Here is a 20,857-nt window from a genome sequence, read left to right on the forward strand (position 1 = left end):
TCTCTTATTGAGCTGTTAATGTAAACTCAAATTCTTCCATAATCAAGTTCGCTAGCAATTTCTTGCAAGCGTTAGTTACCACCTCATTTGCCTCAGCTTCAGAAGCTGCATCCACTGTTAATGTGATGTGCTTGCCGATACGAACGCCTGCCACTTGGTTAATACCTAAGTTTTGTAAGCCAATAAGTACCGCTTTTCCCTGAGGATCAAGGATTTCTTTTTGAGGCATTACGTTGATTTCAGCTAAGAATTTCATTATTTGTTTGGATTTAAAAGGAAAATAAGGCCGGAAAGAAGGATGTATGCAATCACTAAAACCGGAATTGCTGCAAATTTAAGCATAACAAGGGCAGCAATGCAAAAAATAAGAAAAATGAATTTTACTTGATTGCTTTTCCAATCACAGGTCTTAAACTTAAAGGCCAACAGGGGCAATTCGCAAACTAATAGATAACTCATCACCACCGCATAAATTAACAGGCCTTTGAATGATAAAATATAAGCGCTGTATTCCGGCTGGAAATGTAGAATTAAGGGTAAAGACGCAATTAATAGACCATTTGCTGGTGTAGGGACACCGATGAACTGGTCGCTTTGACGTGTATCAATATTGAATTTAGCCAAACGATACGCGGACATCAGAGCCAAAGCAAACACCATAAATGGCTTGTAGAACCCGAATAGACCCACGGTGCATTGAGTGCCGCAACTTTGTTCGACTAAAGAAAACAAGATAAAGGCAGGCAGCACCCCAAAAGAGACCATATCTGCCAAAGAATCCAACTCTTTTCCCAGATCAGAATAGGCTTGCAAGGCGCGCGCTAAAAATCCATCGAAGAAATCGCAGACAAGGGAGATAAATATACAATAGGAGGCGCTCACTAAATCGCCTTGCATTACGAACCATAGTCCGATGCAACCTGCTAATAAATTACCTAGTGTTAATAAGTTAGGGATTTCTTTTTTCATGCTTTTACGTAAGGATTAGATACTTTCTCCTCTCCGATGGTGGTGCTTCCTCCATGTCCAGGATACACAATCGTGGAGTCTGGTAAGGTGTATAATTGCGTTTGAATACTGTTCACTAAATCTGCGTGATTACACAAAGGGAAGTCCGTTCTGCCCACACTGCGTCTAAACAAGACATCCCCATCAAATAGAAGGCCTTCTTTTTCAAAATACAAGGCCACATGACCAGGTGCGTGACCCGGTACAAACAAGATCTTGATTTCCATTTCGCCAATGTGCAACACTTGATTTTCCTCGTACCAAACGTCTACTTCAGAGGGTTGGTAGTGAGGAAATCCATATACTTGTGCCCGATTCGCTGCATCTTTTAATAGAGGCTCATCTTTCGGATGTAGGTAAAAAGGTATCTTGAATTCTTGACGGAAATATTCAACTCCTAGCACGTGATCGATATGTGCGTGCGTATTTAAGATATGGGTTAAGGTAATATTTTTCTCCTCAATGAAAGCTTTCAATGTTTGGCGTTCTTCATAGGTATAACATCCAGGGTCTACTATAATACCAATTCCCTTTTCATCCCAAATAACATAGGTGTTTTCTTGAAACGGATTTAATGTGAAGGCTTGGTGAAAGATCATATTTATTTACCTAAAAGAAAAATACAAGGTTTTTTGTGCAAATCGGGTTGCGCTTTTGCCCAGTCGCTGGCTTTTTTTGTTTGGACAAAACTAGAGGGCGCGGTCACATCACAGGCAATGCAAATTAGGGAATCTGGGGCACATTGTGCAATCAAATCTTCTAGTAGTGCATTATTACGATAGGGTGTTTCGATGAAGATTTGTGTCTGACCCCATTTGGCTACATCTCTGTCTAGTTGCTCTATCTTGCGAATACGAGCGGCTTTATCGATAGGAAGGTAGCCGATGAAGGCGAAACTTTGGCCTGAAAATCCAGACCCCATTAATCCCAATAGGATAGAGGAAGGGCCTACTAAAGGAATGACTTCGATGTTTTGTTGCTGTGCAATCGAAACGGCTAAAGCTCCTGGATCCGCCACCCCAGGGCAACCCGCTTCTGAAATAACACCGATGTATTCGACTGAACTATGTTTTTTATAGAAATCGGTGACCGTTTTAGACTGTGTATCCTTATCTAATACTTCAAAAGTCAAGCTCTCAATCTGAATTCCTAATTTCAATTCACTGATGAATCTCCTGGCCGTTCGCACATTTTCGACTAAAAAATGCGTCGTCTGCTGAAGGGCCGTTAAGATTTGAGGAGGTAGGACTTCGGTTGAAGTGTTTTCAGCAATCGGGCAGGGGATGAGAAAAATTTTCATAAATACGATTGAAGCGCTTGTAAAAATAGCTCCGGTTGGTCCGCTTGCACCCAATGGCCTGCGCCTGGAATTTCTACAAATTCAAAATTAGGGAAAATTTCCGCAATGTATCGCTCGTCTTCCGGTTGAATATAATGGGAATCAGCTCCTTTGATGAATAGCGTTTCGGTATTGGAGGCAGCAGGGACGAATAATTCGTGCCCCACTACATCAATATTTTTGGTGATTACTTTCAGATTAATTCGCCACGCAAATTGCTGCTCCGCGTTTCTGTACAGATTCTTTAAAAGGAATTGACGAACGCCTTCTTTTTCTTCAAAGCGCTTCAAATGCTCATTGGCTGCTTGGCGACTTTCCAATGTAGTTAAATTCAGGCTGTTTAATCCTTCCAAAATGTGCGTATGGTGTACTGGATAGAATTTAGGGGCGATATCGACTATCACGATGCGAGAAGCGATGCCCGGATGTAACAAATCAAATTGCATCACTACTTTGCCTCCCATGCTGTGGCCTATAAAAATAGGGTTTTCTAATTGATGCTCCTGGATGAATTCCAACAGATCAGCCACCATCACCTCGTAATTGAATTCGTCTCCCCAGGGAGATTGTCCGTGGTTTCTTTGGTCCACTAAAAATACGCGGTGATTTTCTGAGATGGCTTTTCCAAAACCTAACCAATTATCGGAGGTCCCAAAAATGCCGTGTAAAATAATAACCGGCGTGCCCGATTCACCAAGTGCGCGATAGAATAATTTCATTAGGCTAAGTAAATGGCTTTTTCTTTTCTGTCTGTTAATTCCCCTATCGGACTTAACTCTAATCCTTGCTCCAGTGCAAACTTTTCGAAGGCTGCCGTATGTTCCGCTTCTACAGCGACTAGCAATCCACCAGAAGTCTGAGGATCCGCTCCTATGTAACGTTGACGTTCTGAAATTTCTTCGCTTAAACGTTCGCCATAGCTGGCTAAATTGCGTGCTGTTCCACCTGGGAAGCACTTTTGGTCTAAATAATGATCAATATTGGGAAGCAATGGTAAGTTTTCGAACGCAATTTTAGCGCTCAATCCAGATCCATCCGCCATCTCCACTAAATGACCAAATAACCCGAATCCTGTCACATCCGTTAAAGAGGTAACATAAGGAAGTGGTCCAAGCTTTTCTCCAAATGAATTTAAGGTGCTCATTTGCTTCACCGCACGAGCCAAATCGGCAGGACTAACGATGCCTCGTTTTTGGCCTGTAGATAAAATACCCACGCCCAATGGCTTCGTTAAGTATAACATACAGCCTTTCGTGGCTGTATCATTCTGTTTCAAATGTTCTTTGCGCACTTTTCCAGTGACTGCAAGCCCAAAAATAGGTTCAGGGGAATCAATCGAATGGCCTCCCGCTAGCGGAATGCCAGCCTCTGCACAAGCAGCGCGTCCACCTTCAAGTACTTGTGCTGCAATTTCTGGGGCTAATTTATCAATCGGCCAGCCTAAAATGGCGATGGCCATCAACGGACTTCCGCCCATCGCATAAATGTCAGAGATCGCATTAGTGGCCGCAATTTTACCGAAATCAAAGGGGTCATCCACAATCGGCATAAAGAAATCCGTCGTTGAGATTACGGCTTCGCCATTCTGCCAATCAAATACGGCCGCATCATCTCGGCTCTCGTTTCCGACTAATAAGAGGGGATGGGAAGCCTTTGGTTTATCTGATTTAAGGATTTGGTCCAAAATCTGAGGGGATATTTTACATCCGCAACCTGCGCCGTGGCTAAAAGAAGTTAATTTGATATTTTCTGACATCTGGAATAATTAGGCTACAAAATTATTCTTTAAATAATTAAAAATTAAGTTTCTGTTAAATAAATGCGATTTATAGGACTATAAGAGGCTGCAGCTGTTAGGATATTGCAGGTTTTTTCGAGATTAGTCCTAAATATCAACGAATTAACCCATTTTCGGTGAAAATACTTTATTGAGATATTTTGGAGTATTTGATTTTTCTCGTTTATTTTGTGCTATCATTTCTCAAATTATTATATAACTAAATTCCAAATTTATGCAGAGAAGGTTTATTACTAAATCAGTGTTATTGGGAGCGTTTTTCGCGCTTGTGATGGCACTACCTGTTGGGCAAGCCTTTGCTCAGGGGTCTACAACATCCGCTTTGTCGGGTACTGTTGTGGATGAAAAAGGAGAAGGATTACCAGGTGCTACGGTAATCGCAGTTCACGAACCTACGGGTTCTCGTTACGGTGCATCCACTCGTGGAGATGGTCGTTACAATATCGTTAACATGCGTGTAGGTGGTCCTTACAAAGTGACTGTATCTTTCGTAGGTTACAAAGAATCTGTTCAATCAGGTATTTCTTTGACGTTAGCTTCAGAACTTCGTCAAAACTTCAAATTAGAATTAAACCAAGCTCAACTAGAAGAAGTTAAGGTGGTTGCGTCTCGTTCCTCTGTGATTAACTCAGGTCGTACGGGTGCTGCTACGACGGTTTCTAACAGCTCTATCACTACTTTACCTACGTTAAATCGTTCGTTAGGTGATTTTGCTCGTTTAGATCCACGTGCAAACGGATTGAACTTCGCTGGTCGTAATGCATTATACAACAACGTAACGGTAGACGGTGCGTTCTTTAACAATGCGTTCGCTTTATCACCTACCATTGGTGGACAAGCTGGTGCTTCACCTATCTCAGTAGATGCGATCGATCAATTCCAAGTATTAATTGCTCCTTATGACGTTCGTCAAGGTATGGCAACTGGTGCTAACATCAACGTGGTAACGAAATCTGGTACAAATGATTGGTCTGGTTCTGCTTACTATTTTGGTACAGACCAAAACCAAGTAGGTAACAAGATCGGTGATGTGACTAACCAATATGGTAACTTCCAAAGGGGTCAATTCGGTGGTCGTATCGGTGGTGCTTTAGTAAAGAATAAATTGTTTGTTTTTGCCTCATTCGAGCAAGAATTACAAACACAACCAGGTTCTAACTTTGTAGCGCGCCGTGCTGGTTCTACAGCAGGTAATCAATCTATTGCGACTGTGGAGCAATTAGAAAGCATTAAGAGTTTGTTGAAATCGAAGTTCAACTACGATCCAGGTGCTTACGAGAACTGGGACAAAGAAAATTATTCTCAAAAAGCGAACGTTCGTTTAGACTGGAATATTTCTGACAAGCACAAGTTTAACTTGAAATACAACTACCTACGTTCTTATGCTGATGTTAGCCCATCATCATCAGGATCTTTATCAGGTGGTCGTAACCCATCAGCTACGGTTTTACCTTTCCAAGGTTCTTTATACCGTATTAATAACAACTTGGATTCGTACATTGCTGAATTGAACTCAACGTTCTCTGACAAATTAGCGAATAACTTGACTGTAGGTTATACACAAATGCGTGACTTCCGTCAATCACCTGTTAACAACACTCCGTTCCCAACAGTTGATATCGGTAACAATAACTTGAATGAGTTAACTGCTTTTGGTTTCGAGCCATTCTCAGCTAACAATATCTTAGATTCAGATATCTTCCAAGCATCAGATAACTTAACTTACTATGCTGGAAAGCACGTATTTACGTTAGGTGCTGCATTTGAGATGAATGCATTTAGAAACGGTTTTGCTCCTAACTACTACGGTGGCTACCAATTCAAATCAGTAGATGATTTTATTGCCTCTGTAAACACGGGTGTTTCTAATGCGGTTCAATACCAGCAATCATGGTCTAACTACGCGACATTCCCATTTGCGGAAATGAAGGGTAATACGACTTCCTTGTATGTACAAGATGAAATCACCGCTGCGAAAGGTTTGAAATTAACATTCGGTTTACGTGCAGATGGAACTTCATTCCCTGTGGATAATGATCCTAAGTACAACAACGCTTATGTTCCTAGCTTAACGTTCCGTAACAATACGGTATTAAGAACAAATCAGTTACCAGACTTTACGACTTTATGGTCTCCACGTTTTGGATTTAACTGGGATGTGAAAGATGACAAGACTACACAAGTACGTGGTGGTTTAGGTATCTTCTCTGGACGTGTTCCTTACGTTTGGTTATCTAACCAATTGTCTAATAATGGTGTGTTATTTGGATCTGAGCGTTTAACAAATCCAACAAACCGTCCATTCAACGCGAATGTAGATGCTTACCGTCCGGCGGTAGCTACCTCTATTATCCCTACGTCTTATAACTTAGCGGTAACAGATCCTAACTTCAAATTCTCTCAAGTATTCCGTGCTAACTTAGCGGTAGACAAGAGCTTAGGAAATGGTTGGTTAGTATCATTAGAAGGTATCTACACGAAAGATATCAACGCAGTCTATTTGGAAAACGTCAACTTGCCAGATTCGAAAGTGAAGGCGGTAGGTGCTGATAACCGTGTTATTTATTACACAGCTTCTTCAGCGGGTATTCCAACGAATACGAAGATTAACCAAATATATGGTAACGTTAAAGGAGTTAATGCTCCAGCTGCAGGTAATTCAGGCTTGAATCCTAATATCTCAGATGCGATTGTGATCAAGAATACACAATTAGGTTATTCTTATGCCTTAACTGCAACGGTTTCTAAGGCATTTGATAATGGTCTATTTGCATCCTTATCTTACACAAACTCTGATTCACGTTCAGTGAATGACGGTGGATCTATTGCTCAATCACAATGGAGAGATCGCGTTGTGTCTGGTGATCCGAACGAAAACGTAGCTTCTTATTCATCTTACATGCAATCACACCGTTTCAACGCGTATGGTTCATATAAATTAAATTACTTGAACGAAAAGGCAGCAACTACTTTTGGATTTACGTATTCAGTAGCTCCAGCAGGTCGTTTCTCTTATACGTACTCAGGTGATATGAATGGTGATGGCCAAACAGCTAATGACTTAATGTACATCCCTCGTGGAGAAGGTGAAATCATCTTGAAAGACAAAGTTATTTCTTACAACGTTTCTCAGAAATTCACTTACACAGCAGCACAACAATGGGCTGATTTAGATAAGTACATCTCTCAAGATGCTTATTTAAGCTCTCGTCGTGGTCAATATGCTGAGCGTAACGGAGCTGAATTACCTTGGGCTGCTAACTTTGATTTCAAAGTAATCCAAGATTTCTACATCCAGGTCGGTGGTAAGAAAAATACCTTACAATTCACGTTAGATGTATTTAACTTAGGTAATTATGCATCCTCACAGTGGGGCTTAAATCAAACGCCTTTACGTGCTGGCTTATTATCTTACTTAGGTAATGATGCTGCTACAGGTAAGCCAACGTTTGAATTCCCTCACCGTTACCAAGGTAACCCAACATCATCTGTTCCATTGACAGATTCATTCCAACGTAGCTTTGGTTTAGGATCAAGATGGCAAGCACAGTTTGGTGTACGTTATATCTTTAATTAATAAAAAAGGGGACTTAGGTCCCCTTTTTTATAGAGTATAGATTATAGAGCATAGAGTATAAAGTAGGTTAACAAAAAAGGCGCTTTAAGCGCCTTTTTTGTTTGTATAGAAAATAATTTCCTCCGGACTCATTGACTGAGCCGAGGGCGGCTCCGCCGCTTGAGGCGACTCTTTGACTACTGTTTTAGAGTATAGATTATAGAGCATAGAGTATAAAGTAGGTTAACAAAAAAGGCGCAATTCGCGCCTTTTTTGTTTGTATAGGAAATAGGTTCCTCTGGACTCTTTTCCTCTGAACTGACCACTGTCTACTGTCCACTGGCTACTGTTTTAGTCCGCTTCGCGACTAAAACGTTTTGTGATGCGCCATTCTAAACAAATCGTCCTTACTCAACGACTTGAAATAATCGTACGTAATCTTCAATCCCTCGGCACGACTCACCTTGGGTTCCCAGCCTAGAATGCTGCGCGCTTTGGTAATGTCAGGTTTACGTTGTTTGGGGTCATCTGTTGGCAATGGAAGAGAAATTAACTTCTGTGATGTACCCGTTAATTTGATGATCTCTTCGCCAAATTCTTTGATCGTTATCTCATCCGGATTTCCAATATTCACAGGTTGTGCATAGTCGCTCAATAAGAGGCGATAAATGCCTTCGACTAAATCATCTACATAGCAGAACGAACGCGTCTGAGAACCATCCCCAAACATCGTTAAATCCTCTCCACGCAACGCTTGTCCAATAAAAGCAGGCAAAACGCGACCATCATTCAGTCGCATGCGTGGTCCATAGGTATTGAAAATACGAATGATGCGAGTTTCTAAACCGTGGTAAGTATGATACGCCATTGTCATGGCTTCTTGGAAACGTTTGGCCTCATCATATACGCCACGTGGTCCCACTGGATTTACATTTCCCCAATACTCTTCTGGTTGTGGATGTACGTTCGGATCACCATACACTTCGGAAGTGGATGCAATCAAAACGCGCGCTTTTTTAACCCTAGCTAAACCTAAGCAATTATGGATTCCCAGTGATCCCACTTTCAAGGTTTGGATCGGAATCTTTAAATAGTCAATAGGAGAGGCTGGCGAGGCAAAATGCAGGATATAATCCAATTCGCCCGGAACGTGGATGAACTTGGAAACATCGTGGTGGTAGAATTCAAAGTGTTCTAATTTGAACAAGTGTTCGATGTTCTTTAGATCGCCTGTGATTAAATTATCCATGGCGATGACGTGGTAACCCTCTTTGATAAAGCGATCACATAAATGAGATCCTAGAAATCCAGCTCCGCCGGTGATTAAAATTCGTTTCATATTAGTGTATGGTTTGGCGGCCAATGGAATAATAGGTGTAGCCTAGTTCCTGCATTTGGTTTAATTCGTATAAATTTCTGCCGTCAAAAATGACTTTGTTTTTCAATAAACTATCCATTCGCTCGAAGTCTGGCGTTCTGAATTGCGGCCATTCTGTGACGATTAAAAGCGCATCCGCATTCTCTAAAGCTTCGTATGGATTTTTAGTAAACGTAATTTTATCGCCCATTAATTGCTTCACGTGGCCCATTGCTTCAGGGTCATAGGCACTCACGGTGGCACCTAATTCCAGTAAAGCGTCGATATTGTACAAGGCGGGTGCCTCCCGGATATCATCGGTATAGGGTTTGAAGGCTAAACCCCACATGGCAATTTTCTTTCCAGCTAAATCGCCTTTGAAGTGTTTCGCCAAATGTGGAATAAGTTTCGTTTTCTGGCTTTCATTCACCTGCATCACCGAGTCCAAAATCTTGAACTCGTAATCGTTCTCTGCCGAAGTTTTAGCTAGCGCTTGCACGTCTTTGGGAAAGCAACTTCCACCGTAACCGATACCTGCGAACAAGAAGCGTTTCCCGATCCGAGAATCCGTACCGATTCCCTTGCGCACCTCGTCTACATTCGCGCCTACGAGTTCGCATAGGTTCGCGATTTCGTTCATGAAGGTGATTTTGGTCGCTAAAAAGGCGTTTGCTGCGTATTTTGTTAACTCCGCAGATCGTTCATCCATAAAGATGATCGGATTTCCTTGGCGAACTAATGGCGCATACAAGCGAGACATTAAGTCCTTCGCACGGTCAGATTGGGTCCCGATCACGACACGATCTGGTTTCATGAAATCCTCCACTGCCACGCCTTCGCGTAAGAATTCAGGATTAGAAACGACGTCAAAATCGACGGTAGCGTTTTTCGCGATGGCTGCTCTCACTTTATCAGAGGTTCCTACGGGAACGGTGCTTTTATCGATGATAACGGTATAATCTGATAAGATAGGTCCTAAATCATTGGCCACCTGCAGAATGTATTTTAAATCTGCGGATCCATCCGCGCCTGGAGGGGTAGGGAGGGCTAAGAAAATGACTTTAGCTCCTTCGATACCCTCTTTTAACGAAGTGGTGAAATGAAGGCGTCCTTCTTGGGTATTTCTTTGGAATAAATCATCTAATCCAGGCTCATAAATGGGAATTTTCCCGGCCTGCATTTGCAGTACTTTTTCTTGATTGATGTCTACGCAAGTCACTTGGTTTCCTGTTTCGGCGAAACAAGTTCCTGTGACTAAACCTACGTATCCAGTTCCTACAACGGCTATTTTCATATAATTACTGTATTACTTTTCCAATACTTCCTGACGGTTCGTTGATTTTTAACCAATTGGCCAAGGTGCTAGAAATATCACTGATATGTGTTCTTTGGTTAATTTCTTTTGGTTTTACGTTCCAGCCAAAAAATAACAAAGGAACGTGTGTGTCGTAGGCATAAACAGCACTATGTGATGTGCCTGTTTTGTAGCCGGAGAACCATTGTGGCTTCAATAAATACATGTAGTCGCCACTTCTGGCTTGATTATAACCGTTGATGATCATTTCGCGGTAAATGGCAGGGATGGGACTTAAAGCGGCCGCTCTCATGTCCACTAATTCAGCGAATCCTGCTTGGTTTTTAAACGATTTCTCCAAAACCTTAGCCACCGCCTCCTTCGTAATATGTAATCGCTCCAGGTTCGTGTGATTTAGGTAAATTTGGTAATTATCTGCTCCAGTCATCAATTCCACCTCTCCAAATTCCTTCTTTAAAGCTGCTTTTGCTTCATTAATCGCTTTGCCATTATCAAATGATCCACCCGGAAGGCGTTTGCTTTTAATATAAGAAGGGATTTCTGCGACTGCGTGATCTGCAGTTAAGAAAACCAAGTATTGATTCTTGCCTAATTTGGCATCTAAATGTGCCAAGATGTCCGCAATATCTTGATCTAAACGTAAATAGGTGTCCTCTAATTCGATCGATTGAGGTCCAAAAGAGTGACCCACGTAATCCGTCGATGAGAAACTAATCGCTAAGAAATCGGTTGTCCCGTTCTTACCTAATTTTTCTTCGTCTATTGCTTTTATAGCGAAGTCTTTCGTTAGATTATTGCCATATGGTGTCGTACGAATAACTTCCAATGCATTACCCCCTTTCAGTTCGTGCGGAAATACGGGTGCCTTCTCTCCACTTAATTTGCTCTCATACGGGCTATCATCTTCTGCTGAGCGAGTGTAGGATGCGATTGGATACAACGTATTCCAGCCCTTTTGAATGTATTTCTGAGGGCGACCCTCTAGATTGAATTTCTGAACCCAAGTAGGTAATTCTTTGGCATAAAAAGAAGAGGTAATCCAATATCCTTCCGCTGAATCATACCAATAGGCTGCGTCTGCCGTGTGTCCACCTGGTAAAATAGAACCCCTGTCTTTCAGAGCGATGGCGATCGTTTTCGACTTGTAATTTTGCGCCATCTTTAACTGATCCGTGATGGTGGAGGTGAACATATTTTTAGGGGACATAAGACCCGCCTTGCTTTTGCTGCCCACGGTTTGTACTGTAGTGTCATCCACACAATACATCTTTTTACCCGTAGCTACTTCGATCCAATCATTTCCCACGATGCCGTGAATAGCAGGAACAGTGCCTGTGTAAACACTTGCGTGCCCAGCTGCCGTGACCGTAGGTGCGTAATTGTAGTGATTATCAGTGCAATTCATTCCCTCTCTCATCAGTCGCTTGAAACCCTTATCCGAATAGCGATCGTAATATTTATTGAGGTATTCATAGCGCATTTGGTCTACGACAATACCTACTACTAAGGCTGGTTTCTTTTGGGCTAAGCCGGAAAAAGATAAGAGTCCTAAGAAAATGAAAAGGGCTTTTTTCATGAGTATGAGGGGAATTCGTTTACTATTTCTGTTGAATGATGTAGTATAATATTTTGTAGGCCATTGGTGATGACTAGGTACTCTGCTTGCTGTATTTTTTGGTACTGGCTGATTTGTTGTATGGTATTTAAACTAATATCCACATGAGGTGCTTTGCATTCTATCAGCATAAAAACCTCCCCATTGTTTTTAAATAGCCGGATATCCGTACGTCTGTTTAATTGATCTACCCTCATGCTTCCTTCTATTTGGAATAATGACGCTGGGTATTTCAAATCGTTCACTAAATAATGCAAGCAGTGTTGCCTAACCCATTCTTCAGGCGTAAGTAATCGATATTTCTTGGTGATCTCTTCCAAAATATACAATTTCCCTTCCTTTTTCTTTACTTTGTGTGAATAGGCAGGAAAGACTAAGTTTAATTCGGGAGATGTGATCATCTTTATCAATATAAGCTCTAAATTAATCTATTTGCTTAATTAATTCATCACAAAGGAGAGTATAAATATGAAAACCAAAGAGGAAATTGTACAGAACTGGTTACCCCGCTATACGGGAACGAATTCGGAAGATTTTGGACAGTATATCTTATTGACCAATTTTAAGAATTATGTGGATATGTTTGCGGAGAAATTTGGGGTTGACATTAAAGGCCTAGATCGCCCCATGCAGACGGCTACAGCACATAATATTACCATCATTAATTTTGGGATGGGTTCTCCTATGGCCGCGACGGTGATGGATATTTTATCAGCTATTAGTCCGAAAGCGGTATTGTTTTTAGGTAAATGTGGCGGTTTGAAAAAGAATTTAGCCCTAGGGGATCTAATCCTTCCTATTGCCGCGGTGCGAGGAGAGGGAACATCGGATGAGTATATGCCCAAAGAAGTGCCAGCCCTACCTTCCTTCCGTTTACAGCGTGCGGTTTCATCGATGATTAAGAAACACGAATTGGACTATTGGACTGGATTGATTTATACCACGAATCGTCGAGTTTGGGAGCACGATGAAGTGTTCAAGACCTATTTGTCGGATATTCGCGCGATGGGAATTGACATGGAAACGGCAACGATATTTACGGTCGGATTTAAAAATAAAATTCCTCATGGCGCCCTTTTGTTAGTATCTGATAATCCGATGACACCGGATGGAGTAAAGACAGATGCTAGCGATAAGAAGGTGACGGCTAATTTTGTCGACAAACACCTTCAAATCGGTATCGATGCGCTGGAGGAATTAGCGAATTCTGGTGAGTCCGTGAAACACTTACGATTTGATTAAAAAAAAAGGCCTTCTATTCAGAAGGCCTTTTTTTTAGTTACAATAATCTCGAATCACATTATAGGCTCCTGCGTAACCCAGTTCGCCTGCTTTGCTTAAATCCAGGCAACCTGTTGAATCGTTTAAGGCCAGCTTGATGATGCCTCGAATGAAATAGGCTTCGGCAAATTTGTCATTCAATTCGATGGCATTGTTGCAATCTTGAATGGCATTGCGTTGGTCTCCTAGACTTGATTTAGCGATACCACGTTGGAAATAGGCATCTGCGTACGTAGGATGGAAGGAAATAGCTCGATTATAATCATCTATCGCGCTTTTAGGGTCACCAGATTTCACTTTGGCTAAGCCGCGGTGGAAAAACACTTCCGCTCTTCCTGAACTCATGTCGGTCATTTTCGTGCGATCAACTAATCCATTGCGGATTTCATCTAGTTGAATTTTACCCAGTTTAGCGGTGTAGAGAATCTTCGCATTTTCATTATTTCCGAATTCGATTGCTTTGGTAAAATCTTCCATCGCTGCACGCTGGTCGCCTAATTTGGCTTTAACGAAGCCGCGGCCATACATCGCTTCAATATTCTCAGGATCTAATTCCAAGGCCTTGTTGAAGTCCTCTAGCGCTCCTTTCTCTCCATTTTCACCTCGGTAATTTTCCAGCTGCGTTTTGCATAAGCCAGAATAATACCACTCCTCTGATTTCTCAGGACTCAATTTTAATACCTCAGTGAAATCCGCTAATGCGCCTTTGAAGTCGGCTATTTTCATCTTCGCAAAGGCGCGTCCTGATAGGTAATTCGTACGCTTTGGCGTTATCTCGATGGCTTTGTTGTAATCTTCAATGCTGCCAGCATACTCCCCTAATTTTGACTTACTATCTGCTCTCACGGCTAAGGTAGGGGCATAGTCGGGCAATAACTCCAGCGATTTGTTGAAATCAGTGATGGCTCCACGGTAGTTTTCTAATTTGTTTTTGGAAATACCTCTACTTAAATAGGCAGTTCCTTCTAACGGATTCAAACGAATCGCTTCGTTGTAATCTTGAATCGCTAAGGGGTGGTTGTCTTGCTTGCTGAAGCTTTGGCCACGTGCAATAAACGCCTCGAAGTAATTGGGCTTCAATTCCAGGGCTTTATTGAAGTCCAAAATCGCTCCTTGAAAATCTTTCAAATTGTATTTTGCAAAACCCCGGTTATAAAAAGCAATGGGATTAGGGTTAGCAGCGTTTTTTTCAATTTCTAAACTGAAATTGCGTAAGGCGTCCGCGTAATTTCCTGTTTTATTTTGGTTTAAACCGATCTCTAAATGATTGATTTCAGCTGTTTGCGCTGATAACGGGAATTGGAAAGCCAATAAGGCGAAGGCAAGAAAGCCCACTTTGAATTTCATAGTAACTTATTTTTTGTAAAAATAAGCGAAATTACTGGCTTGTTAAAATTTGGATGATCCCGAAAACGATGATCAAAAAAAGCGTTCTTAAAGCTGTTTTTTTCAAATAGGGATCAATTTGTTCCGAGTTCATCCCTGAATGTAATTCGCGGAACAACCCAATAATAGGGTATATACCTACAATTAGTAATTGTTGATTGACACCTATTTTTATTCCAGCTACGAAAGGATAGGCATAAAAGCAGGCGATAGCTGCTATATAAAGTGCTTTCTGGTAATAAAAACCAAAGGTTTTGCCTATTCGAACGGGAATTGAATTCTTACCCGTCTTGATATCATTATCGATGTCTCGTAAATTATTTAAATTCAATACTGCCACGGATAATAATCCACAGCCAGATGCCGGGAGGAAAATGGCTACATCTAAGTGATAAGTCTGTAAATAATAGGTTCCTAGCGTCCCAATTAAACCGAAAAATAGAAAGACGGAAATATCTCCTAATCCCATGTAGCCATAAGGTCTTTTGCCTACGGTGTACGCAATGGCTGCGGCAATGGCGGATACACCTAAACCCAGAAAAGTGCCCCATACTTCTAGCGTGGCATTCTTTAGTCCGAAAAATAATAAGGAGATGCCTGAAACAAAAGAAAGAACTGCAGTCCCTATAACGGCAGTTCTCATCTCTTGTTGACTGATTTTTCCGGTTTGAACGGCTCTTAAAGCCACTTTGCGGTCTGCATTATCGACTCCATTCGAGTAGTCGCCTAAGTCATTCGCGAAGTTCGACAGGATTTGCAAAAGAAGCGTAGTGAGTGTCGCTAGTAGAGCAATTAGGAAATCAAATTTTCCAGAGGCATAAGCCAGAAAATTACCTAATAATATACTACCAACCGCCAGCGGTAAGGTTCTAGGTCTTGCCGCGTCTACCCATCTATTCATCTTATTTTCCGATCGCAGCTAAAAATTCTGGACTATTTGGTTTGATACCTGAAGCAAAGAAGTTTTGCAATTCGCCCTTTTCATTGATTACGTATTTGCAGAAGTTCCAGCTTGGCTCTTTTTCATTCCAACCATTCTTCGATTTGTCTGAAAGCCATTGGTATAATTCACATTTTTCGGATCCTTTAACCACGACTTTTTCCATCATTTGGAAGGAAACGCCATAGTTTAATGAGCAGAAAGAAGAAATCTCTGCGTTAGACCCTGGTTCTTGTCCACCAAATTCATTGGCTGGAAAGCCTAAAATAACGATGTCTTTGTTTTCTTTGTGGAATTTCTCCCAATCAGCGTATTGTGGTGTATATCCGCATTTAGATGCGGTATTTAATACGATGATTTTCTTTCCTTTGAATTGAGAGAAATCAATCTCTTTTCCATCGATTCCTTTCATTTTGAAGGAATGGAAGTTGGTAGTTGCAGCGGGAGTTTCCATTTTTTCTGGTCTGTTTAAGACGGTTTTTTGAGTGAATGGTAAGGCCAAAGCCGTTAATAACGATCCGATTTTCATAAAACTTGCGATCATGATAATGATGATTAAAAAGGTGAGGTAAAGGTATTTACGTTTCAAATTACATTCGATTAGGTGAAACTATACCTAATAACAACGTAGCATGCTGAATTGTTTTTCCTGTCAGCTCAGCTAAGGTAAGTCGAATGTTCCGCTTCACCTCATTTTCCTCCGATAGAATACTCAATTCATTATAGAACTTATTAAAAGTCTTCGCTAAATCATAGGCATAATTCGCGATGACCGAAGGAGCAAAGTTCGCCGCAGCTTGCGCAATAGACGTCTTGTATTCGCCTAATAAATAGATTAATTCTTGTTCCGATTCAGCTAATTCGGAATCGGTCGAAACAGCTGTAATTTCTCCTCCTTTACGTAAAATCGAGCAAATCCTAGCGTGTGTATATTGAATGAAAGGACCTGTATTACCTTGGAAGTCGATGGATTCTTCTGGATTAAATAACATTCGTTTCTTAGGCTCCACTTTTAATAAGAAATACTTTAAGGCTCCTAATCCTAGGTTATGGAATAATTCATTTGACTCCGCTTCTGTGAAGCCATCAATTTTCCCTAATTCTAGTGTGCGATCTTTCGCTGTTTGAATCATATCAGCCATCAAATCATCGGCATCTACCACCGTTCCTTCGCGAGACTTCATCTTGCCACTCGGTAAATCAACCATGCCGTAGGAAAGGTGGAAATTGCCTTGTGAGAAAGGTTTGTTTAATTTCTTTAGAATATGGAAAAGTACTTCGAAGTGGTAATCTTGCTCGTTACCCACCACATAAACTGATTGATTTGCTTTGAAATCTTCGTATTTTAACTGGGCTGTTCCCATATCTTGGGTGATGTAAACGGAAGTTCCGTCCTTACGTAATACCAGTTTTTCATCTAGTCCCTCGGCCTCTAAATTGATCCAAACCGATCCGTCAGGCTTTTGGAAAAATACACCTGCAGCTAATCCTTCGTCCACTAATTGCTTTCCTAGCAAATAGGTATTGGATTCGCGGTAGATTTTATCGAAAGAAACGCCCATCGTTTGGTAGGATTTCTCAAAACCAGCGAAAACCCACGCATTCATGGTATTCCACAAGTTCATCACCTCTTCATCACCTTGTTCCCATTTCAAAAGCATTTCTTGTGCCTTCAATAGGATAGGGGCTTGTTTTTTAGCTTGTTCTTCGTCTAAACCTCCGGCCTTTAATGTTGCGATTTCTTCCTTATAAGCTACATCGAAAGCCACGTAGTATTTACCTACTAAGTGATCGCCTTTTAATCCAGAGGTTTCAGGTGTCTCATGATTGCCAAAAAGCTGGTAGGCTAACATCGATTTGCAGATGTGTATGCCGCGGTCGTTCACTAGGTTCGTTTTAACAACGTCATAGCCACCTGCCGCTAAGATTTGTGCTACAGAAAAACCTAAAAAGTTATTGCGTAAATGGCCTAAGTGTAAGGGTTTATTCGTGTTAGGAGAGGAGTATTCGATGAGTACTTTTTCGCCTTTTGATTCAATTTGGAATGGATTTTTATCCGAGGCTACGCTGGCTAATAAACCTAACCAAGCGGAATCGTGAATGGATAAATTTAAAAAACCTTGAACAACTTGGAATGCTTTTACGATGGAACAATTCGCTAACATATATTCGCCTAAATCCGTTGCAATGGCTGCTGGAGCTTTTCCGGCTTGCTTCGTAAATGGGAAAACAACTAAGGTGTAGGCGCCTTCAAACTCTTTTTTAGTCTCTTGTAACGCGATTTCGGTTACTTCGATTTGAAAGAGGGCTTTTAATCCTTTTACTAATTCTTGCTGTAATGTTTGTTGAATGTTTGACATCTAAATGGCTCTGATTTATCAATCTGCAAAGGTAGCTAAATTCACTCTAAACCTTGCTTCTCATGCTCAGAAATGAATAAATTAATCTTACCTTTGCCCTTATTATGCAAAATATGTACCACGAGGCAATTCAAACTTTAAAATCAGGAGGCGTGCTGTTGTATCCTAGCGACACAATCTGGGGTTTAGGCTGTGATGTTCGAAATGAGCAAGCCATTGAGAAGATTTTGGAACTAAAAAATAGGCCTGCATCTAAAGGTTTGATAGTCTTGATCTCTAAAATCGAGCAATTGAGCGAATACGTGGAACAGGTGCCAGATCTTGCTTGGGATTTAGTTGAATTTGCGGAGGATCCTTTGACGATTATTTATCCCAAAGGAAAAAATGTTTCCCCCTCTTTATTAGCACCAGACGGCAGTATTGCTATTCGTTTGGTCAAAGATGAGTTTTGTAAAGGATTGATTTACCGCTACCAACGTGCGATAGTTTCCACTTCGGCGAATCTTTCAGGAGAGCCTTCTCCACTTAATTTTGCTGGAATAGCTCCCTCTATTGTTACTGGCGTTGATGGGGTTTTAAAAAATCCAGCAGGAGAGGGACCCGCTAAAAAGGCGAGTAAAATTGTGCAATTAGGCCTTCATGGCGACTATAAGTTAATCAGAGGATAGATGAAAGAAGGGAAGGAGATTGTAGCAGATCCGATATTCTCCAAAATTGGCCTTGCGGCTGATCGTTTGGGGGTAGATAGTTATGTCATAGGAGGCTATGTCCGCGATGCGATTTTAGGGCGTGATTGCAAGGATATTGATGTAGTTTGCATCGGTTCGGGCATTGATTTAGCCTTAGAAGTAGCCAAAGAATTTGATTTGCCTGAGCACGCTGTGTCTGTTTTTAAGAATTTTGGCACGGCGATGATCAAAGTCGATGATTGGGATCTAGAGTTCGTAGGCGCACGTAAAGAATCCTATAACCGCGACTCCCGCAAGCCGGTAGTAGAAGAAGGAACCTTAGAAGACGATCAAAATCGCCGCGATTTCACCATCAACGCAATGGCCGTTCAATTGAATAAATCGAACTGGGGTAAATTATTGGATCCATTTAATGGGCTCGATGATTTGAAGGCCAAAATCATTCGCACCCCTTTAGCCCCTGGCATTACTTTTTCAGACGATCCACTTCGGATGATGCGCGCGGTTCGTTTCGCAGCTCAACTCGGATTTGACATTTTACCTGAAACATTTGAAGCCCTAAAAACAGAAAAAGATCGCTTATCGATCATTTCGATGGAGCGCATTTCGGATGAATTGAACAAGATGATTCTCTGTAAAAAACCGTCTTACGGTTTTCTTTTGCTTGATGCCTGTGAAATTCTCCCCATCATTTTCCCCGAGTTTATGAAGCTGAAAGGCGTGGACACGGAGGATGGCAAGGGGCACAAAGATAATTTTTACCACACTTTACAGGTGCTGGATAATATTGCCGAAAACACAGATGACCTTTGGTGGCGCTGGGCTGCGATTTTACATGATATTGCCAAACCGCAAACCAAACGTTTCGCCCAAGGTAAAGGCTGGACTTTTCATGGACATGAAGAAATGGGTGCACGTCAAGTACCGAACATCTTCAAACGCTTGAAATTGCCGCTAAACGAGAAGATGAAGCTAGTCCAAAAGCTAGTTCGCCTACATCTACGTCCCATTGCCTTATCGAAAGAAGAAATTACCGCTTCTGCCTTGCGTCGCCTTTTATTCGAAGCAGGTGAGGAATTAGAAGCTTTGATGACATTATGTAGAGCAGACATTACTTCGAAAAATGGAGATAAAGTCAAACGTTACTTGCGTAATTTTGATACTGTTGAGCAAAAACTAAAAGAGGTAGAGGAAAGCGATTCGCTTCGTAATTTCCAGCCCGTTTTCTCTGGCGAAATCATCATGCAAGTATTCGATCTTGGTCCAGGCCGCGAAATTGGCTTGATTAAAATTGCGATGCGAGAAGCCGTTCTGGAAGGAACCATTCGAAATGAATTGGCCTCTGGTTGGGATTTGCTTCTGGAAGAGGGACGAAAATTGGATTTAAAACCGGTCGTTTCTCTCGCTGAAATTCAATGAAAAAGGCTCCGAATTCGGAGCCTTTTCACATTCTTAGGCAGATGTATATTACAAGTTGATCACTAGATCTTCTTTCGCATAACGAACCTTAGTCGCAGTTGCCATAAAGTCATTCGCTGCGTCACGCTCACCTACAGCAAGCATTAATACAGAGTGTAAGCCCATTGCTTCTAGACCCAATAATTCATCTAATTGCGCAGGAATAAATCCTTCCATGGGAGTAGAATCGATTTGTAATTCACCTGCTGCAGCTAAAGCAGTGCCCATCGCTAAATACGCTTGGCGTGCTGCCCAGTTTCTTTTTGCTTCTACTGGACGACCTAAAAGTGAACCAGCGATTGCTCCACGGTAATCTCCTAGCATATCCACCGAAAGACCACGTGTGTCAGCCACTAATTGGATGAACGCATCGATTTGTGTTTCTGTAATGTCATTCCAAGCCGCAAATACTAGCAAATGAGATGATTCAACTGCCTGTGGTTGACCATAGGCGATTGGTTGAATTTTAGCTTTTAATTCAGGGTTTTCAATAACCAAAATCTTGTATGGCTGTAAACCAAAACCTGATGCTGATAGGCGGATTGCTTCCAATAAAGCATCCATTTTTTCTGCGGAAACTTTGTTTCCAGTCATTCTTTTGGTGGCGTAGCGCCATGATAATGAGTCGATTAAAGACATATTGTAGATTATAGATTAGAGAGTGGAGATTATAGAGAAAATAGCTTTTGATCTATTTTCTGCGAATAAGCCTTAAATTTTATCGAATTAAATAATTCAGTTTCTTTAACACCTTC

19 protein-coding genes are annotated in these 20,857 nt (G+C 41.4%); 4 read left to right on the forward strand and 15 right to left on the reverse strand.

Annotated features, from left to right (window positions below; translation table 11 throughout):
* Positions 1-4: 4 nt before the first annotated feature.
* Genes purS through selD form a run of 6 tightly spaced genes read right to left on the reverse strand, consistent with a single transcriptional unit; the run spans position 5 to position 4,103 of the window.
* Positions 5-256 carry a phosphoribosylformylglycinamidine synthase subunit PurS gene (gene purS, locus G9X63_RS09055; protein WP_130896307.1) on the reverse strand — a complete coding sequence of 84 codons (252 nt, stop codon included), beginning with the start codon at positions 254-256 and terminating at the stop codon, positions 5-7.
* The gene (gene pssA / locus G9X63_RS09060; RefSeq protein WP_252622638.1) at positions 256-969 is read right to left on the reverse strand and encodes a CDP-diacylglycerol--serine O-phosphatidyltransferase; all 714 of its coding nucleotides are present in this window, start codon (positions 967-969) and stop codon (positions 256-258) included. Before pssA ends, purS begins: the two co-directional genes overlap by 1 nt.
* Positions 966-1,607 (reverse strand): MBL fold metallo-hydrolase, encoded by a 642-nt coding sequence (locus tag G9X63_RS09065; RefSeq protein ID WP_252622640.1) that lies wholly within the window; start codon positions 1,605-1,607, stop codon positions 966-968. Before G9X63_RS09065 ends, pssA begins: the two co-directional genes overlap by 4 nt.
* Before the next feature lie 2 nt (positions 1,608-1,609).
* Positions 1,610-2,308, reverse strand: a complete 699-nt coding sequence (locus G9X63_RS09070; RefSeq protein WP_252622642.1) for an SAM-dependent methyltransferase — start codon at positions 2,306-2,308, stop codon at positions 1,610-1,612.
* Positions 2,305-3,066, reverse strand: a complete 762-nt coding sequence (locus G9X63_RS09075) for an alpha/beta fold hydrolase (RefSeq protein ID WP_252622644.1) — start codon at positions 3,064-3,066, stop codon at positions 2,305-2,307. Before G9X63_RS09075 ends, G9X63_RS09070 begins: the two co-directional genes overlap by 4 nt.
* Positions 3,066-4,103: a selenide, water dikinase SelD gene (gene selD / locus G9X63_RS09080; RefSeq protein WP_252622646.1), complete on the reverse strand. Its 1,038-nt coding sequence runs from the start codon at positions 4,101-4,103 to the stop codon at positions 3,066-3,068. Before selD ends, G9X63_RS09075 begins: the two co-directional genes overlap by 1 nt.
* A 256-nt stretch (positions 4,104-4,359) precedes the next feature.
* On the opposite strand from selD, the gene G9X63_RS09085 reads away from it, so the two are divergent.
* On the forward strand, positions 4,360-7,722 hold the full coding sequence (locus tag G9X63_RS09085) for a TonB-dependent receptor (protein ID WP_252622648.1): 3,363 nt from the start codon (positions 4,360-4,362) through the stop codon (positions 7,720-7,722).
* Between the two features lie 346 nt (positions 7,723-8,068).
* Here the strand turns inward: G9X63_RS09085 and G9X63_RS09090 are convergent, their stop codons facing one another.
* From G9X63_RS09090 to G9X63_RS09105, 4 genes are read right to left on the reverse strand one after another with little or no spacing between them, the layout of a single operon-like run.
* Positions 8,069-9,040 carry a UDP-glucuronic acid decarboxylase family protein gene (locus G9X63_RS09090; protein ID WP_252622650.1) on the reverse strand — a complete coding sequence of 324 codons (972 nt, stop codon included), beginning with the start codon at positions 9,038-9,040 and terminating at the stop codon, positions 8,069-8,071.
* A gap of 1 nt (position 9,041) precedes the next feature.
* Positions 9,042-10,352 (reverse strand): UDP-glucose dehydrogenase family protein, encoded by a 1,311-nt coding sequence (locus G9X63_RS09095; RefSeq protein ID WP_252622652.1) that lies wholly within the window; start codon positions 10,350-10,352, stop codon positions 9,042-9,044.
* Positions 10,353-10,356: 4 nt separating this feature from the next.
* Positions 10,357-11,949: an alkaline phosphatase PafA gene (gene pafA, locus G9X63_RS09100; RefSeq protein WP_252622654.1), complete on the reverse strand. Its 1,593-nt coding sequence runs from the start codon at positions 11,947-11,949 to the stop codon at positions 10,357-10,359.
* Positions 11,946-12,389 (reverse strand): type I restriction enzyme HsdR N-terminal domain-containing protein, encoded by a 444-nt coding sequence (locus G9X63_RS09105; RefSeq protein WP_252622656.1) that lies wholly within the window; start codon positions 12,387-12,389, stop codon positions 11,946-11,948. Before G9X63_RS09105 ends, pafA begins: the two co-directional genes overlap by 4 nt.
* 67 nt (positions 12,390-12,456) lie before the next feature.
* Here G9X63_RS09105 and G9X63_RS09110 point away from each other — a divergent pair, with 67 nt between their 5' ends.
* The gene (locus tag G9X63_RS09110) at positions 12,457-13,230 is read left to right on the forward strand and encodes an AMP nucleosidase (RefSeq protein WP_130896326.1); all 774 of its coding nucleotides are present in this window, start codon (positions 12,457-12,459) and stop codon (positions 13,228-13,230) included.
* A gap of 33 nt (positions 13,231-13,263) precedes the next feature.
* On the opposite strand, the gene G9X63_RS09115 is transcribed toward G9X63_RS09110, so the two are convergent.
* From G9X63_RS09115 to argS, 4 genes are read right to left on the reverse strand one after another with little or no spacing between them, the layout of a single operon-like run.
* On the reverse strand, positions 13,264-14,616 hold the full coding sequence (locus G9X63_RS09115) for a tetratricopeptide repeat protein (protein ID WP_252622658.1): 1,353 nt from the start codon (positions 14,614-14,616) through the stop codon (positions 13,264-13,266).
* A 31-nt stretch (positions 14,617-14,647) separates the two neighbouring features.
* Positions 14,648-15,556, reverse strand: coding sequence for a 1,4-dihydroxy-2-naphthoate octaprenyltransferase (gene menA, locus G9X63_RS09120; RefSeq protein ID WP_252622660.1), 909 nt, complete (start codon positions 15,554-15,556; stop codon positions 14,648-14,650).
* Between the two features lies 1 nt (position 15,557).
* Positions 15,558-16,139: a glutathione peroxidase gene (locus G9X63_RS09125; RefSeq protein ID WP_236633929.1), complete on the reverse strand. Its 582-nt coding sequence runs from the start codon at positions 16,137-16,139 to the stop codon at positions 15,558-15,560.
* Between the two features lie 46 nt (positions 16,140-16,185).
* On the reverse strand, positions 16,186-17,955 hold the full coding sequence (argS, locus tag G9X63_RS09130; protein WP_252622662.1) for an arginine--tRNA ligase: 1,770 nt from the start codon (positions 17,953-17,955) through the stop codon (positions 16,186-16,188).
* Positions 17,956-18,068: 113 nt separating this feature from the next.
* Here argS and G9X63_RS09135 point away from each other — a divergent pair, with 113 nt between their 5' ends.
* Both G9X63_RS09135 and G9X63_RS09140 read left to right on the forward strand, forming a co-directional pair.
* Complete coding sequence (locus G9X63_RS09135) at positions 18,069-18,623, forward strand: L-threonylcarbamoyladenylate synthase (RefSeq protein WP_252622664.1); 555 nt, start codon at positions 18,069-18,071, stop codon at positions 18,621-18,623.
* Positions 18,624-20,063 (forward strand): CCA tRNA nucleotidyltransferase, encoded by a 1,440-nt coding sequence (locus G9X63_RS09140; RefSeq protein ID WP_130896335.1) that lies wholly within the window; start codon positions 18,624-18,626, stop codon positions 20,061-20,063. It abuts the gene before it with no gap.
* A gap of 48 nt (positions 20,064-20,111) precedes the next feature.
* On the opposite strand, the gene G9X63_RS09145 is transcribed toward G9X63_RS09140, so the two are convergent.
* Entirely contained in the window at positions 20,112-20,741 is a 630-nt protein-coding gene (locus tag G9X63_RS09145) for an NAD(P)H-dependent oxidoreductase (protein WP_252622666.1), read from the reverse strand.
* Positions 20,742-20,857 lie beyond the last annotated feature (116 nt).

The organism is Aquirufa antheringensis (genome assembly GCF_023921165.1).
GTDB classification, from domain to species: Bacteria; Bacteroidota; Bacteroidia; order Cytophagales; family Spirosomataceae; genus Aquirufa; species Aquirufa antheringensis.